The sequence below is a fragment of the Glutamicibacter sp. M10 genome (assembly GCF_025452055.1).
Lineage (GTDB): Bacteria > Actinomycetota > Actinomycetes > Actinomycetales > Micrococcaceae > Glutamicibacter.
In genome coordinates this window covers 1,577,390-1,592,859 of sequence record NZ_CP104918.1, presented here as the reverse complement: position 1 = coordinate 1,592,859, position 15,470 = coordinate 1,577,390, and the positions used below count along the sequence as shown (strand labels likewise).

Genomic DNA, 15,470 nt, shown 5'->3' with positions numbered 1-15,470 from the left:
AATAAGTTGCGAGTGACCGCTGTACTTACTTAACGGTTACGGTTGCGCCAGCAGCCTCGAGGGACTCCTTAGCCTTCTCCGCTGCGTCCTTTGCAACGCCCTCAAGCAGAGCCTTTGGAGCTGCGTCTACGAGCTCCTTAGCTTCCTTCAGGCCCAGGGAAGTCAATGCACGAACTTCCTTGATAACTGCGATCTTCTTGTCGCCAGCCGATTCGAGAACAACGTCGAATTCGGTCTGCTCTTCAGCAGCAGCTTCGCCGCCGCCTGCAGGACCTGCAACTGCAACAGCAGCAGCGGTAACGTCGAAGGTCTCTTCGAATTCCTTAACGAACTCGGAAAGCTCGATGATGGTCATTTCCTTGAATGCGGAAAGCAGCTCTTCGTTGCTGAGCTTCGCCATGGTAGGCGTCCTTTCGGTTTTGGCCCGAAGGCCGAATGAATTTGGGATTACGTTGCGAGAGAACTCGAAAGCTTAGGCTTCTGCCGGAGCTTCCTCGGTGGCTGCGCCACCGTTCTCGTCGAGCTTTGCACGCAGTGCTTCGACGGCGCGAGCAGCAGCGGAGGCCGGAGCCTGCAGTACTGCAGCAACGCGAGCCAGCTGGGTTTCGCGGGATTCCAGTGCGGCCAGTGCAGCGATGCCACTCTGATCCAGCGCCTTACCTTCGAACCAGCCGGTCTTGATGACCAGCTTCTCGTTGGTCTTGGCGAATTCCGTGAGGCTCTTTGCAGCAGCAACAGCATCGCCCTTTACAAAGGCGATAGCGGTTGGGCCGGAAAGCTGCTCATCGAATGCATCGATGCCAGCGTTCTTAGCTGCGATTGCGGTCAAGGTGTTCTTTACAACTGCGTACTTGGTCTCCTGACCAAGAGCGCGGCGAAGTTCCTTGAGCTGTGCAACGGTAAGCCCACGGTATTCGGTCAAGACAGCCGCGGTTGCTTCGTTAAAGTCCGCAGTGATTTCTTCAATCGCTGCAGTCTTGCTCGGGGTTGCCATAACACTCCTTCCGGGGATTTGTTCGGTACCGTTTCAAAACCGGCGAGGCCATAAAAATAGCCCCGCGCAGGAGCACAGGGCAGTTCAACTTATTCAAGTTAAAACAAATCTATGTAACCTGCGTTGGTTGTCCTTTCGGACCTTTAGGAACAAATAGGAAACCATTTGCTCAACCGACGGTCTTCGGTAGTTCTAGTCTAAAACAGATCACGCAGCCACAGCAAATCGAGCCCGAGCCCAATTGCCATGATCCTGATCACGGATTGCCAAGTACAGCAGTTGAACTGCACTCGAACTTCGAGGGAGCATGCCGACTGATCGGCATGCTCCCTCGAAATCAAAAGCTAAATAGCTTAGGCCTCAACGCGGGTTACGTTCGGGTCAACAGGGATACCTGGACCGAAGGTAGTTGCGAGGGTAGCCTTCGAGATGTAGCGACCCTTGGAAGCCGAAGGCTTCAGGCGCAATACCTCTTCGAGTGCAGCTGCGTAGTTCTCGGTCAGCTGCTTCTGATCGAACGAAACCTTACCAATGATGAAGTGAAGGTTCGAGTGCTTGTCGACGCGGAAGTCGATCTTACCGCCCTTGATGTCGCCAACAGCCTTGGCAACATCCATGGTTACGGTGCCGGTCTTAGGGTTTGGCATCAGGTTACGTGGACCCAGTACCTTACCCAAGCGGCCAACCTTACCCATGAGGTCAGGGGTAGCAACTGCTGCGTCGAAGTCAACCCAGCCGCCCTGGATCTTTTCGATCAGGTCGTCTGAACCAACGAAGTCGGCGCCAGCAGCGCGAGCTGCTTCTGCCTTGTCACCGTTAGCGAAAACAACCACGCGGGCGGTCTTACCGGTGCCGTGTGGAAGGTTTACGGTACCGCGAACCATCTGATCAGCCTTACGTGGGTCTACACCCAAGCGGAAAGCAACCTCAACGGTCGAGTTAGCCTTTTCGCCTGCGGTCTCCTTAGCCAGGGCAATTGCCTCGGCTGGAGCGTAGACATTGTTGTCGGCATCGATCTTAGCCGCGGCGGCTACGTATGCTTTGCTGCGCTTTGCCATCTGCGTTTTCTCCTTATGCAGTCGTGGTCATATGGACCGCGCGCGGTCCTGCCACGGGCGAATCGATCAATAATGGATCGTCTCGCCTTAGATTAAATTCTGATTTGCTATCCAACAGGTGAACAGCGGAAGGCGGAATTAGCCTTCTACGGTGACACCCATGGAGCGAGCGGTACCGGCGATGATCTTTGCTGCAGCAGCAAGATCGTTAGCGTTCAGGTCAGCCATCTTAGCGGTGGCGATTTCCTCAACCTGTGCCTGGGTAAGGTTTGCAACCTTCAGGGACTGTGGGGTACCCGAACCCTTAGCAACGCCAGCAGCCTTCTTGATCAGCTCAGCTGCAGGAGGAGTCTTGGTGATGAAAGTGAACGAACGGTCTTCGTATACGGTGATTTCAACTGGAATCACGTTACCGCGCTGCGACTCAGTCGCTGCGTTGTAAGCCTTGCAGAATTCCATGATGTTGACGCCGTGCTGACCAAGTGCTGGACCGATTGGTGGAGCTGGGTTAGCAGCACCTGCCTGGATCTGCAGCTTGATGAGTCCGGTGACCTTTTTCTTTGGGGCCATGTCGGGTCCTTCTTACTCTTGCGTTTCCCGCAGCACAGGAGCGTGGTACGGGGATCTGGCTATCGTGGCGCGACAGCCAAACGTGCCCTCACATCGATAAGCGACCGATACGGGGCACGAAGACTTAATACTACTGGATCTTATTGACCTGGTTGAAGTTCAGGGTCACTGGGGTTTCGCGTTCGAAGATCGAAACCAGAACAACCAGCTGAGCCGAATCCAGCTTGATCTCGGAGATCGTGGCCGGCATCGTTTCGAATGGACCATCGTTGACGATGACCGATTCTCCAACCTCAAAGTCCACGGTGACCTCAGTGATTGGGGCACGGCCAGGCTTGGAAGCCGATGGCTGCTCCACTGGGTCAACCACAGTGTGCTCAAGCATGGAGAAGACTTCGTCCAAGCTCAATGGGTTTGGATCATGGGCGTTGCCAACAAAACCGGTGACACCTGGAGTGTGGCGAACAACACCCCACGAAGCGTCGGTGAGTTCCATACGAACCAGAACGTAGCCCGGGATGCGAACACGGCGAACAATCTTACGCTGAGTGTTCTTGACCTCTACGACTTCTTCCATTGGTACCTGGATGTCGTAGATAAACTCTTCCATATCCTGAGTCTGGATACGGGTTTCAAGGTTCACCTTTACGCGGTTTTCGTAACCAGCGTAGGTGTGAATAACAAACCAGTCACCTGGCAGGCGGCGCAGCTTCGAGCGGAATTCTTCCTTGAGGCGTGCAACCTTGGTTTCGCCGTCTTCTTCAACTTCGGCTTCTTCATCCGAGGTTCCAGCATCGGCTTCGTCGGCTTCAACGTCTGAGACCTCAGCGTCATCAGCATCTTCGGCTGGGGCTTCGGTCAGCTCGGTTTCAACCTCAGCGGCTGGATCTACCTGAGCGCTGTCGGCTTCAACGAACTCGTTTTCGACCTCGTCATTAATCTGCGGTTCGAGTTCCTTGTCGGACACTGCAGCTCCTGCTTTCTTTGACTGAATGACACTAAATTGCCTCGGGGCGATTATACCTCCGAGGCAACTAAATTACTGTTCTACCTGTTTAGTGAACAGGAGGATCGAACCCTGCCCGAAGACGAAGTCCAGGGCCGTCACGATCAGCATCACCACAACAACAAATCCAACAACCACCAAGAAGTAGTTGAGCAATTCGCTACGGGTTGGGGTGACAACCTTCTTAAGTTCCGCGATTACCTGTCGGATGAACAGCATGATTCGGGCGAAAAAGCCCGACTTCTGCTTACCGTTACCGGAGTTAAGAGCAGATTCGGTCACGTTCTTCCTCGTTTCAATTTTTTTGGCCAGTTGAAACAATCACGGTGCGTCGTAGCCTGACCGACCACAACACACCGTGACGTGAGATAATTCGCTGAGCGATAAATCGCTACTGCGCAGGGCAGACAGGACTCGAACCTGCAACCTGCGGTTTTGGAGACCGCTGCGCTACCAATTGCGCCACTACCCTTCGAGCTTTTCTCAGCTCTGATTACTTAGAACATCGTACCGGATGAAACCCTTGGGCTGATCCGCTGCAATGTCAGAGCAACGAGAAATAACTTTACGCAACGAAATCACAATTGTCGAACTGACAACCCTCGGTGTGGCGCAGAACGCATGGAACAGCGGCTGGCGTCAGTGTGTTTATGTCATTTTCACTCACGCTCTGAGAATCTTGCACATGGGGAACTAAACTTGGTTTTAACAGCTCTCCCCATAACCAACAGGACGAACTTTTACATGTCTCGTATTTCACGCCGCATCGGCGCCATCTCTGAATCCGCGACCCTTGCAGTGGACGCCAAGGCCAAGGCCTTGAAAGCCGCAGGACGCCCAGTCATCGGGTTCGGTGCCGGTGAGCCTGACTTCCCAACGCCTGACTACATTGTTGACGCTGCGCTCAAGGCTGCAGTTGATCCAAAGAACCACCGCTACTCCCCCGCAGCCGGTCTGCCAGAATTGCGTGAAGCAATTGCCGCAAAGACACTGCGCGATTCCGGCTACGAGATCTCTGCATCCCAGGTACTGGTCACCAACGGTGGTAAGCAGGCCGTATACAACACCTTCGCCACCTTGTTGGATCCAGGAGACGAAGTGATCGTCCCTGCTCCGTTCTGGACCACCTACCCTGAAGCAATCCAGCTGGCCGGTGGCAAGGCAGTATCGATCTTTGCCGGTCCTGAACAGGGCTACAAGGTCACCATCGAGCAGCTCGAATCGGTATTGACCGAACGCACCAAGGTATTGCTGTTCGTTTCTCCTTCAAACCCAACCGGCGCCGTGTACTCACCTGAGCAGGTTCGCGAGATCGGCCAGTGGGCTGCGTCCAAGGGCTTGTGGGTTGTCACCGACGAAATCTATGAACACCTGACCTATGGCGATGCAAGCTTCAGCTCCATTGCTACTTTGGCTCCAGAGCTTGAAGACCGCGTGGTCATCCTCAACGGTGTTGCTAAGACCTACGCTATGACCGGTTGGCGTGTGGGATGGATGGCCGGTCCAGCCGATGTCATCAAGGCTGCTACCAACTTGCAGTCGCACGCTACCTCCAACGTGGCCAACGTATCCCAGCGCGCTGCACTAGCTGCTGTTGCCGGACCACTAGATGCAGTGAACGAAATGAAGACTGCCTTTAACCGTCGCCGCTTGGCGATCGTTGAAGGGCTGAACGCTATTGACGGACTGCACTGCCCAACTCCTGAGGGTGCGTTCTACGCTTACTCGGATGTTCGTGGCCTGCTCGGTCGCGAAATCCGTGGCGTTGTTAACAACACCAGCGCCGAGCTGGCTGCCTTCATTCTGGAACAGGCTGAAGTTGCCGTTGTTCCGGGTGAAGCTTTTGGTCCTTCCGGCTACATCCGCATGTCCTACGCACTGGGTGACGCGGATCTTGCCGAGGGTGTTGCGCGTCTGGCCAATCTTTTGGGTGACGCGAAGTAACTGATCGAGTCACTACACAAGGGCGGGGTACCAAGCATTGCTTGGTACCCCGCCCTTGGTGCATCTGCTGAAGCTAGGTATTAGAGGATCTTGCGGTCCACTGCCCAACGGGTCAGTTCATGCCTGTTGGAAAGCTGTAGTTTGCGCAAAACGTTAGAGACGTGTGATTCTACGGTCTTGACCGAGATAAACAGTTCTTTTGCAACTTCCTTGTAGCTGTAGCCACGAGCAATCAGGCGCATCACCTGTAGTTCTCTGTCTGAGAGCAGATCTAGCTCTTCATCAATCTCGGATACCGCCGTACTACTGCCAAAAGCGTCAAGGACAAAGCCAGCCAAACGTGGCGAAAAGACGGCATCTCCAGCAGCTACACGCCGCACGGCATCAGAGATGTCAGCCCCCGAGATGCTCTTGGTGACATAGCCTCGGGCGCCAGCACGAATCACGGTCACCACATCTTGAGCGGCATCAGAAACACTCAGCGCCAAGAATTTGGTGGTGCCCAGTAGGTCGGCGCAATTTTTCAGAACCTCGGCTCCCCCACCAGCGCGCCCACCGGGAAGGTGCACGTCCAGTAAAACCACGTCTGGCTGTTTCTCGGTGATCACGGCAATGGCTTCTTCAACGGTTCCAGCTTCACCAACGATCTGCATATCACTGGCAAGATCTGCTTTGAGTCCAGAACGGAAAATTGCATGATCGTCCACCAGGACTACGCGATAGCTCTGAGTACTGTTCTCGATGCTCATGATGTTTGTTCTTCCTGCGTTGTGCTTCGTGGCATGCTCAGCTGCACTTCGGTCCCAGTTTCACTGCTTCGTATCTGCGCTGTTCCACCCGCGCGCTGCATGCGGCCAATAATTGATTCGCGGACGCCGTGACGGTCCTCGGGAACATCTTCTACGTTGAAGCCTTCCCCACGGTCACGGATAAAGACTTCCACGGATTCTTCAGAACACTCCAGATACACCGAGATCTTTCCCTCGGCATGTTTGGCAGCATTCATCATCGCTTCCCTGGCGGCCGCCACTAATGCTTGCTGACCGTCAAAGCCTTGAGCATTGCCCACAGCAATGACTTCAACGTCGCGCAGCAGTAACTGCTCAATGTCATTGGCTTCATGTTGGACTTCAACTACTACATCTTCATCGTTTAGGTCTTGGTTGCCATAGAGCCACTGACGTAATTCACGTTCTTGGATCCTTGCCAAGGTCCTGACTGCGGCCGGGTCATCACTGCGTTTTTGGATCACGGCCAAAGTTTGCAACACCGAGTCGTGCAAGTGGGCAGCAAATTCTGCACGTTGCGCGGCTGCTTGACGTGAACTGCGCTCCGCGAGGAAGTCGCGCCAGAGCCGAGTACCCCAAGGCAAGAGAACGATAACTGCCCCGGCAATAATGGCCAATGCGGCCCACATGCCTCCGAGCAAATCTGAGATTCCCACCGAGCCACTGAGGATGGTCAGCAGTCCACCGATCACCAGAATCAGCCCTAGACCCATGCGGATCAGAACCGGGCGGGAGTTTTTCTTGGCCGCTTGCGTCGCTTGCTCATCAAGTTGCAACCAAGCCAAAAGAATTCCGGCAAGAATTCCAATGCCCGGCCAGATCAGATCCCAGCGAATATTCCATCCGGACCATTGAGCCAGCGCGAGCACCGAAAGAACCAGCAGCCCGCTACCGATAAGAATCTCGCGCCACGAAGAGTTTGTCTCCAAGCCCTCGCGTGAACGGAAAATCCCCTGCTGTACCCGAGTCATCTCCTCGGCCAAGCTGCGCGTGCGGGTACCCCAGGAACGGATTTCATCGGCTTGCGCTTCTTCAGCGCTGGGCACAAATACCCAGAGCCATGCATAAAGGACTGCGCCGATTCCCCCGAGAGCGGTCAGTGCGATAAAGCCCAAGCGTACATAGTTCAGCGGAATACCCAAATGCGCTGAGAGCCCACCACTGACGCCAGCGATCATACGCTTCTCGCTGCGCACCAAGAGGCTTCGTTCGGGACTTTCCATAGTTCTAAGTCAAGCACGTTATGCACGACTTTTGGTGTTTGATCAGCACATCTAGGGTGACCCCTAGGGCAAATTCAGGGTATCCCCTCATAGCGGTGAGCGGTGATCACACGAGAACATAGAAGCATGAACAATTCGGAGTCCGGGCGTCGAGGCTTTTTTATCCAGCTGGGCAAGTCACCCTTTATCCGCAAGGAATCACGGTGGCTTGGTGGCGTCGCTACGGGAATAGCAGATTACTTCAAGATCGACGTGATCTTGGCGCGTGGCATCGTTGTTGTGCTCAGCTTCCTCGGTGGCCTGGGGTTGATCATTTACGGTTTGGCCTGGGCGTTGCTGCCAGATGAGCAGGGACGAATCCATCTAGAGCAAGCGATGAAGAAGGACTGGACCAGCGGGATGACTGGGGCAACGATTGTTGTTTTCTTAGGCATCTTTCCCGCTCAGTGGATCTTGGATTCCGTGACACCGGTCGTGTGGCCTATAGCCATAGCGGCGGCGGTCTTGTTCATTATTTTCAGTCGAAAGAACACGAAGTTCGATAAGCCTCGGCCTCATAAGCCACGGGCGGCGAAGAACTCCACGGATAAAACAGCACACACAACCGCCATGGAGAAAACGTGGCGTGATGACACCCAGAGTTTCAGCAGCAGTGCCGCCGCAGCTCCGGGTGGATCCACTACTGAGAATTTTGATCAGGAGGAAGTCATGGCACCGAGACCGTCTGAGCCTTCAGGCAACAGCTATAGCTACGACTATTCGTACAGTCCCGAGTCGGCTTACACCCACCCCTATACACACCAGAGCGCAAAGCAAAAAGCGATGCGTAAGACACGTCTGGCTGAGCCAATTCCCGGTTGGCTCTCCACCACAGTCATCGGGCTAGTTGTCCTGGTGATGGCCGCAGTGCTGTGTGCAGACTACCTAAACTTCGTACAACTTCCAGGAGCTGGCTGGGGTGTGGCACTGGCAGTGGGTTTGTTGATCACCGGCCTCGCCATTGTTCTGGCCGCGGTAGCTGGACGCACCACCGGCGGGCTGCACGGTATCGCCGTTCCGTTGCTGGTGCTCACCATAGTCTTGTCGGGATCAGCGTTTGGAACCTCGGACCGAGAAGTTGTTCGGTCAGAAGAATCAAGCAATGAATACAGTGCCGTGTTCAGTAAGTCGGATGTGGATCTGACCCACCTGAATTCCATCACTTCTCCGACGACAGTGAAGATCGATTCAGTCTTCTCCCGACTCGATTTGAAACTTCCCTCTGATGTGCCAGTGCAGATCACCAGCGACGGGGTCTTTAATTCCCAGATGGATGGGGAACTGCCTCAGGATAATCGCGACTTCCCAGCGGATGCACCTTTACTAACCGTTGAGGTTGATGGCCTATTCTCGGCCTATGACACGCAAGTGGTCACCTCAACTTCATCCACCAACACGAACCCAGACTCCTAAGGAGTGAACAACCATGAGCACTGATTCTCATCTAGCCAAAAAGTTCCCCACTGGAACTCTGGTCTTCGGGCTGATCTTGATTGTCGTGGCCATCGCAACGCTCAGTCGCACAATGTTGAACTGGAGTTTGGACATGCCACTGTTCTTCATTATCGTGGTGGCCTTCGCCGGACTTGCGATGATCGTTTCAGGACTTTCCTCCGCTGGGAAACGACGCCAACGCGAAACCGAGATCCCAGCACCAACTGACCCAAACCTGTAACTCTTCAACCTCACGAACCTCAACTCTAAGGAGCTCGACCATGGACAAGTTCTTCAATTCCCTTCGCGCAATGCCACTACGCCGCGGACCATCGCGTATGGCCGGCGGTATCGCCGGTGGCATTGCTGACAAGTTTGGCTGGGACGTCACCTTGGTGCGAATCGGCCTGTTGCTCTCATTCTTGTTGCCCTTCATTGGCATCGCCGCATACATCGTTGCGTGGATCTTGATTCCTGCACAGGACGACAGCATCATTTTGCAGAATTGGTTACGCAAGTTCTGAGCAGCCAAGATTTCCGCAATGTTTCGCGGATTTCACTTGCATAGCTTCAAAATAAGGGCGAGACGCGGTCATTTCGGTGACTTGCAACTCGCCCTTGTGGCTTTAAGCACGTAGACTGTCATGCAGAATTGATGCTCAAAGACGCGCGGCAATTATTTGACATCCCAATGGAAATCTTTGTTGCTCTAGCAACGTTTCAACGAAACTGCGCCCAGCTTGTTGCACGAGGCTTTCCAATCTTTACGAAGCGAGGCCCAATGCGCGTTGGAATCATGACTTCAGGCGGAGACTGCCCAGGTCTTAACGCTGTGATCCGCGGTGCCGTACTCAACGGCATCAAGAGCTACGACTACGAATTCGTAGGTTTCCGGGACGGCTGGCGCGGAGTTAAGGAAGGCGACTTCTTCGAACTTCCACGCACCGCCGTTCGAGGCATCGCCAAGCAGGGTGGCACCATCTTGGGCACCTCACGCACCAACGCTTTTGAAGGTGAGCTAGGCGGAGCTGAAAACATCTCTCGCGTACTCAAAGAAAACAACATTGATGCTTTGATCGCCATTGGCGGCGAAGGTACCTTGGCTGGCGCTCAGCGCCTCTGCGCTGAAGGTCTGCCAATTGTTGGTGTTCCCAAGACCATCGATAATGACTTGGACGCCACCGACTACACCTTCGGTTTTGATACCGCTAACCAGATCGCCGTAGAAGCTATCGACCGTTTGCGTACTACCGGGGACTCCCACCACCGTTGCATGGTGGCCGAAGTAATGGGCCGCCACGTTGGCTGGATTGCCATGCACGCCGGTATGGCTTCAGGTGCTCACGCCATCTTGATTCCCGAGGTTGCTACCCCGATGGAACAGATCTGCGAGTGGGTTGCAGAAGCTCACGAACGTGGACGTGCACCGTTGGTAGTTGTCGCGGAAGGCTTTGTTCCTGAGGGAATGGAAGAGGCCTTCTCGGTGCGTGGTGTGGATACCTTCGGCCGTGCACGCCTCGGCGGCATCGGCGAGATGCTTGCCCCGGTCATTGAAGAACGCACCGGAATTGAAACCCGCGCTACCGTCTTGGGTCATATCCAACGTGGTGGCGTTCCTACCGCTTTTGACCGCGTACTGGCTACCCGTTTGGGCATGGCTGCAGTTGACTCGGTCAACGAGACCGCATGGGGCACCATGGTGGCTCTGCACGGCACCAAGGTGCTGCGTGTGCCACTGCGTGCTGCGCTCAATAACCTTAAGCGTGTGCCAATGGATCGCTACGAAGAAGCAGCAGTACTCTTCGGATAATCTTTAGCACTAGAACATAGGTGAGGCCGAGAATGCATTGCATTCTCGGCCTCACCTATATTCGGATGTTGCGTTGGCAGTACTAGCCCTGTGGAGGGGTGCGCAGGAAGCCGGTAAAGCGTCCAGCGACCTGTCCAGCATCAGGAGTCACGATGACGTCCTGGGTTGCTGGGTAGTTGGTTTCACCGTCAACAACAGTCAGTACGGAATCCGGATCCACATTTCGCTTGATCACGGCCAAGGCAATGGGACCGGCTTCATAGTGCAGGGTGGCTGAGGTGATGTGACCAACGGTCCGCTCCCCCAGCTTGACCTCAGCACCGGTGGACGGAAGCGTGTGCAGCGAACCGTCAAGGTCCAAGAAGACAACACGACGTGGTGGATGCCCAATGTTGTGTACTCGGGCCACGGTTTCCTGACCCTTGTAACAACCCTTTTCTAGGTGCACAGCAGTGCGCAACCAGTCCAGTTCATGCGGGATGATCTTCTCGTCAATCTCTGCACCAAAGCGTGGTTCCCAGGCGGCAATGCGCAAGGATTCAACAGCCATCATGCCAGCTAGTTCTTCCTCGGCTACGGCCTGTTCAAGCTGATCAAGAGCAACCACATGCAACAACCACGGACGGTCCTTGCCCGGGTGGTCTTCGCGTGAATACGCCCAACCACCGTCGACAACGCCAGGCCAAGGATCTACCCAAACGAGGGATGACGCAGTAGGGATCTGACGAGTTGCAGCCAGCACTCCGTGCGTTGCCGAAAGGTTGTTAACCTCTACTCGCAGCATGAAGCGCATCGAATTCAAGAACTGTTCCAGGGCTGCTCCAGCACCAGGTTCAACGATGAGCACTAGACGGTCCTGGTCAGCCAGCACCTTCATCTCATGTTCAACACGGCCCTGAATTGAAAGCAACAAAGTCTGGGTGCTCTGCGTTGGCTTGAGCGTTGTGATCCGCTGAGTGCTGAGCGTATCAAGCCAGCTCGCGCGGTCCTCGCCACGAATTTCGAGAACATCAAAGTGGCTCAGGTCTGCAATGGCCTGACCTTCAGCCAGCTTGCGGGCTTCACGAGTAGGCGCACCATAGTGCCCAGCAACGCCGGCATCGACACCGCCGGCTTCAATGGCGCCAGCACGTGAGAGCAAGACCGAGCGGTAAGTTTCGCTCATATCTACTTCACCGAGTTTTCAGTATTCACGCGCTTGAGCGCGGCCGAAGCGTGAGCTTTCAGATCAAGATTGCCTTGGGATACATCCCAGCGCCAGAACAGTTCACCGTTAACCAACCCGTAGATGCGGGTTGAGGAAGCATATTCTTTGGCGTTCTTACTGCGTAGCAGTCCTTCGGTGGCCAGCTGAATGCGTGGGCCATCAATGAGTCCGTAGTACAGCTCAGAAAGCCCACCTGGGTGCACGATGTGCGCCTGAATCTTGAAGCCCTCATCGGTGTGCAACTTCTGAACGTCGTCAGCTGAACGCAACACGGGGAAGATATCCCCCGGAGTCATGCCAGGGCCTGCATCAGCTTCTTGCTGCTTGCGATCCAAGGACCAGAAGCCGTTTTCTACGGCAAGGATTCGTAGCTTAGTTCCGTCGGCTTCGGTGAGCCATGCTTCGCTACGGTACTCAAGGTAGGGGGCACCAACATCACGGAAGGTGACTTGTTGCCAAAAGTATTCGTCCTCGGCTTCGCCGTCGCCTAGTCGGCCCGCACCTTCCCAGGTGCCAATGAGCCAAGCGAAAGGTACTAGTTCCGGGGTGAGGTCCGTTGGGAGATCAAATGCCATGGACTACTCGCTTCCTCTAATTCATTGGTGAAATGAAAAACAGCGCACACGTTATTGTGTGCGCTGCTTTTGCTTTTGACCTACTTCTGACCCTGGAAGAGACGCTTTACTACCAAGCCTGCAAAGCCCGCCATACCAAGACCGGCGATCACAACGAGTGCCTGGAAGAAAATTTCGAGTGCAAGATAATTTTCATTCATGGCTTCATCTTAGCGCGATACCGAGGAGAACTTCGACACGCGTGACGTAGCCCGCACTCAGTTGTTTCATTTCGTTTCTAGATGAACGCCAAAACTTCCATGACGTACCAACTCGAAGCACCGCTGAGCAAGATGATTCCCGAGGACAGCCCCAGAATTCCGCTGAGGTTGCGCACACTTCGACTGGCCAATGCCAGCGCTCGTAATGAGCCGACAAGAAGTCCGGCAATCAGTCCCATAGCGGCACCTTGGTACCACAGAATGTCTACCGGTAGAGCGCTGGCCGCAGCTCCCAAGGCAACTGCCACCAAGGGTGCCAGGATCATGGTGATGCGGTTAGGAAGGCGGGTGACCACAATGGCTCCGGCGCCCAACAATGCACTGACCGTCACGACCGCGATGCCAAAACCGTAGGAAACTTCGGCGCTGGCAGACCAAGCTGATCCCAAGACGCCAAGCACCATGCCGGTGACTCCTGAGACCACGCCAGCTAGCCGTCCTTCGGCCTCCGCACCGCGAAGAACCTGAGAGATAAACACCAGCAGTACGCCCACCGCGATGACTTCCACACCGTGTGACATCACAGAGGATCCGGGCATAAACAGCGTCGCGGAGGTGGCCGCCAGTGAACAAATAGCAATGATGATTGAAATGGGCCACGGTGCATCGGAGCGGACCATTCGAGGCCAAGTGAACGCAAAAATCAGCTGTAATATTGCGGTCACGAGACCCATCGGCCACGACAGTGTCGAAAGGCTTGCAGCCCCGGCCAATAGGGCAGCAGCGACGAACCCGCACAATAAGACTTTGATTCTCAAACTAAGTTTCCTGACGGTAATGTGTCTGCATCTGCGTGTTCACATGCATGATTCAAGTGATTCTTTCCTTATACTGTGACACGTAAAGATCATTTATTCGCAACAACTTGGTAGGAGGACGACCTATTGGCCCACCTACTGCTACTTAGCAATCATGCCGAAAACGCGGCCGAAGTTCTTCCCGCGCTCGAATTACTACTGCATGAGATTTCTTTCCTTCCTGCAACCACCGAATCGCTGAGTCAGGTTCCAGAATGTGACGCTGTCATTTTGGACGCTCGCACCGACCTGATTCCAGCCCGTTCGCTGGCACAGATCCTGCATGCAAACCTGCACCTTCCGCTACTGCTGGTTGTCAGTGAAGGCGCGTTGGGTATTTTGAATTCCGAATGGCATGCCGCTGATTTCCTTTTGCCTTCGGCTATTCCGGCTGAACTTGATGCTCGCATCCGACTGATGCTCGCAGCGATCCCAGAAGCATCAGTAGCACCGGTGGCTGCCGAAAACACCACGGGACTGCGCATCGATGAGCTCAGCTACACGGCTCGGATTGATAACCGCATGTTGGATCTGACGTACAAGGAATTTGAGCTGCTCAAGTACCTAGCTCAGTTCCCTGGTCGAGTCTTCACCCGCGAGCAGCTGCTGCACGAGGTCTGGGGCTACGACTACTACGGAGGCACTCGCACGGTGGACGTTCACGTTCGTCGCCTGCGCGCCAAATTGGGCACTGATCACGAACAACTCATCGGAACAGTTCGTAACGTCGGCTACCGTTTCCATACCGAATCATAACTTTCAGCTAATTTATGGCGGGTTCATTCCTTTACCGACTATCGTGAAGATATGAGTGAACTGCCACAGACCACAGTATCGATTCACCAAGTATCTGACGAGCTTGATGAGCGCACGCTAAGTGACGTACGCCAGCTTGCTAAAGACTCCTTAAACGTTGATGGCAATCCGCCGCTGAGCGACCAGACTCTGGTCGCTCTAGCGGCCGATGATGCCAGTGAAAATATCATTACCCTGCTGGCAGAAGTTGGCGAAGGCACAGAATCAGTGCTCGCCGGTATTGCCGTAGTTGTGCGCGAAGCCGCCGACCAGCCATGGGTACTGGAAGTAGTAGTGCATCCCGATCACCGTAAAACCGGAATTGGTCGTGCGCTGCTCACCAAGCTCAGCGAACTGATCGATTTGCCCCAGGCTCAGGCATGGGCGCACGGAGATCATGAAGCCGCTAAGAAGCTTGCCTCGCGTATTGGCATGAGCCGCGTGCGTGAGCTTTACCGTATGCGCCGCGAAGGTACCGACTTCCTCGAAGAAGCCCCGGTTGATCGCCGAATCAGCGTTCGTTCCTTCCGCGTTGGAGAAGATGAACCAGCGTGGCTCGAATCCAATTCGCAGGCCTTTGTACATCACCCAGAGCAGGGCTCGCTGACCCTTGGTGACCTCGAAGCACGAATGGCCGAAGATTGGTTTGACCCTTCCGGCTTCTTCTTGGCATTTAATGCAGAGCAGAAGCTCGTCGCCTACCACTGGACCAAGATCCATCAGACCTCCGGTGAATCCATCCGCCCTACCGGCGAGGTCTACGTTGTTGGTGTTGTTCCCGAAGCCCAGGGCATGGGCCTCGGCCGCTCACTAACCACCACCGGAATCAACTACCTTTTAGAGCAGGGCGTGGACGCGGTCATTCTCTACGTTGATGCCGAAAATGAAGCAGCCGTCAAGCTCTACCGCTCCCTTGGCTTCACACTTTGGGATGCAGACATTATGTACGGCCCGCAGCCGATAGACTAGT

Annotated in this window: 18 protein-coding genes and 1 tRNA gene; 7 read left to right on the top strand and 12 right to left on the bottom strand. The window is 54.8% G+C overall.

The window, feature by feature from the left end; translation table 11 throughout:
- Positions 1–25: 25 nt before the first annotated feature.
- The 7 genes from rplL to N6V40_RS07805 all read right to left on the bottom strand — a co-directional run bounded on the left by rplL (position 26) and on the right by N6V40_RS07805 (position 4,100).
- Positions 26–400 (bottom strand): 50S ribosomal protein L7/L12, encoded by a 375-nt coding sequence (gene rplL, locus N6V40_RS07835; RefSeq protein WP_131088797.1) that lies wholly within the window; start codon positions 398–400, stop codon positions 26–28.
- 72 nt (positions 401–472) lie between these two features.
- On the bottom strand, positions 473–994 hold the full coding sequence (gene rplJ / locus N6V40_RS07830; protein ID WP_131088798.1) for a 50S ribosomal protein L10: 522 nt from the start codon (positions 992–994) through the stop codon (positions 473–475).
- A 353-nt stretch (positions 995–1,347) separates the two neighbouring features.
- Positions 1,348–2,052: a 50S ribosomal protein L1 gene (gene rplA / locus N6V40_RS07825; RefSeq protein WP_131088799.1), complete on the bottom strand. Its 705-nt coding sequence runs from the start codon at positions 2,050–2,052 to the stop codon at positions 1,348–1,350.
- A gap of 138 nt (positions 2,053–2,190) precedes the next feature.
- Positions 2,191–2,622, bottom strand: a complete 432-nt coding sequence (gene rplK / locus N6V40_RS07820) for a 50S ribosomal protein L11 (protein WP_022874150.1) — start codon at positions 2,620–2,622, stop codon at positions 2,191–2,193.
- A 130-nt stretch (positions 2,623–2,752) separates the two neighbouring features.
- Positions 2,753–3,589, bottom strand: coding sequence for a transcription termination/antitermination protein NusG (gene nusG / locus N6V40_RS07815; RefSeq protein WP_131088800.1), 837 nt, complete (start codon positions 3,587–3,589; stop codon positions 2,753–2,755).
- A gap of 72 nt (positions 3,590–3,661) precedes the next feature.
- Positions 3,662–3,910: a preprotein translocase subunit SecE gene (gene secE, locus N6V40_RS07810; RefSeq protein ID WP_131088801.1), complete on the bottom strand. Its 249-nt coding sequence runs from the start codon at positions 3,908–3,910 to the stop codon at positions 3,662–3,664.
- 117 nt (positions 3,911–4,027) lie between these two features.
- Positions 4,028–4,100 (bottom strand) — tRNA-Trp (locus N6V40_RS07805).
- A 272-nt stretch (positions 4,101–4,372) separates the two neighbouring features.
- Here N6V40_RS07805 and N6V40_RS07800 point away from each other — a divergent pair.
- Positions 4,373–5,572, top strand: a complete 1,200-nt coding sequence (locus N6V40_RS07800; protein ID WP_131088802.1) for a pyridoxal phosphate-dependent aminotransferase — start codon at positions 4,373–4,375, stop codon at positions 5,570–5,572.
- A gap of 80 nt (positions 5,573–5,652) precedes the next feature.
- Here N6V40_RS07800 and N6V40_RS07795 read toward each other — a convergent pair whose 3' ends face one another.
- The gene (locus tag N6V40_RS07795; protein ID WP_131088803.1) at positions 5,653–6,321 is read right to left on the bottom strand and encodes a LuxR C-terminal-related transcriptional regulator; all 669 of its coding nucleotides are present in this window, start codon (positions 6,319–6,321) and stop codon (positions 5,653–5,655) included.
- On the bottom strand, positions 6,318–7,583 hold the full coding sequence (locus tag N6V40_RS07790) for an ATP-binding protein (RefSeq protein WP_131088804.1): 1,266 nt from the start codon (positions 7,581–7,583) through the stop codon (positions 6,318–6,320). The genes N6V40_RS07795 and N6V40_RS07790 overlap by 4 nt, the downstream gene beginning before the upstream one ends.
- A gap of 126 nt (positions 7,584–7,709) precedes the next feature.
- Between N6V40_RS07790 and N6V40_RS07785 the strand changes: the two genes are divergently transcribed.
- From N6V40_RS07785 to N6V40_RS07770, 4 genes are all read left to right on the top strand, one after another.
- Entirely contained in the window at positions 7,710–9,035 is a 1,326-nt protein-coding gene (locus tag N6V40_RS07785; RefSeq protein ID WP_262199586.1) for a PspC domain-containing protein, read from the top strand.
- A gap of 13 nt (positions 9,036–9,048) precedes the next feature.
- On the top strand, positions 9,049–9,297 hold the full coding sequence (locus N6V40_RS07780) for a hypothetical protein (RefSeq protein WP_131088806.1): 249 nt from the start codon (positions 9,049–9,051) through the stop codon (positions 9,295–9,297).
- Positions 9,298–9,337: 40 nt separating this feature from the next.
- Positions 9,338–9,580: a PspC domain-containing protein gene (locus N6V40_RS07775; RefSeq protein WP_131088807.1), complete on the top strand. Its 243-nt coding sequence runs from the start codon at positions 9,338–9,340 to the stop codon at positions 9,578–9,580.
- Between the two features lie 257 nt (positions 9,581–9,837).
- The gene (locus N6V40_RS07770) at positions 9,838–10,866 is read left to right on the top strand and encodes a 6-phosphofructokinase (RefSeq protein WP_131088808.1); all 1,029 of its coding nucleotides are present in this window, start codon (positions 9,838–9,840) and stop codon (positions 10,864–10,866) included.
- Positions 10,867–10,948: 82 nt separating this feature from the next.
- Here the strand turns inward: N6V40_RS07770 and N6V40_RS07765 are convergent, their stop codons facing one another.
- From N6V40_RS07765 to N6V40_RS07755, 3 genes are all read right to left on the bottom strand, one after another.
- Positions 10,949–12,031, bottom strand: a complete 1,083-nt coding sequence (locus tag N6V40_RS07765) for a CAF17-like 4Fe-4S cluster assembly/insertion protein YgfZ (RefSeq protein WP_262199585.1) — start codon at positions 12,029–12,031, stop codon at positions 10,949–10,951.
- Between the two features lie 2 nt (positions 12,032–12,033).
- The gene (locus N6V40_RS07760; RefSeq protein ID WP_131088810.1) at positions 12,034–12,648 is read right to left on the bottom strand and encodes a heme-binding beta-barrel domain-containing protein; all 615 of its coding nucleotides are present in this window, start codon (positions 12,646–12,648) and stop codon (positions 12,034–12,036) included.
- Positions 12,649–12,925: 277 nt separating this feature from the next.
- Positions 12,926–13,666, bottom strand: a complete 741-nt coding sequence (locus N6V40_RS07755; protein WP_262199584.1) for a hypothetical protein — start codon at positions 13,664–13,666, stop codon at positions 12,926–12,928.
- Between the two features lie 126 nt (positions 13,667–13,792).
- Between N6V40_RS07755 and N6V40_RS07750 the strand changes: the two genes are divergently transcribed.
- Together N6V40_RS07750 and mshD are read left to right on the top strand one after the other, a co-directional pair.
- Entirely contained in the window at positions 13,793–14,461 is a 669-nt protein-coding gene (locus tag N6V40_RS07750) for a winged helix-turn-helix transcriptional regulator (protein WP_131088812.1), read from the top strand.
- Between the two features lie 51 nt (positions 14,462–14,512).
- Complete coding sequence (gene mshD, locus N6V40_RS07745) at positions 14,513–15,469, top strand: mycothiol synthase (RefSeq protein WP_262199583.1); 957 nt, start codon at positions 14,513–14,515, stop codon at positions 15,467–15,469.
- Position 15,470 lies beyond the last annotated feature (1 nt).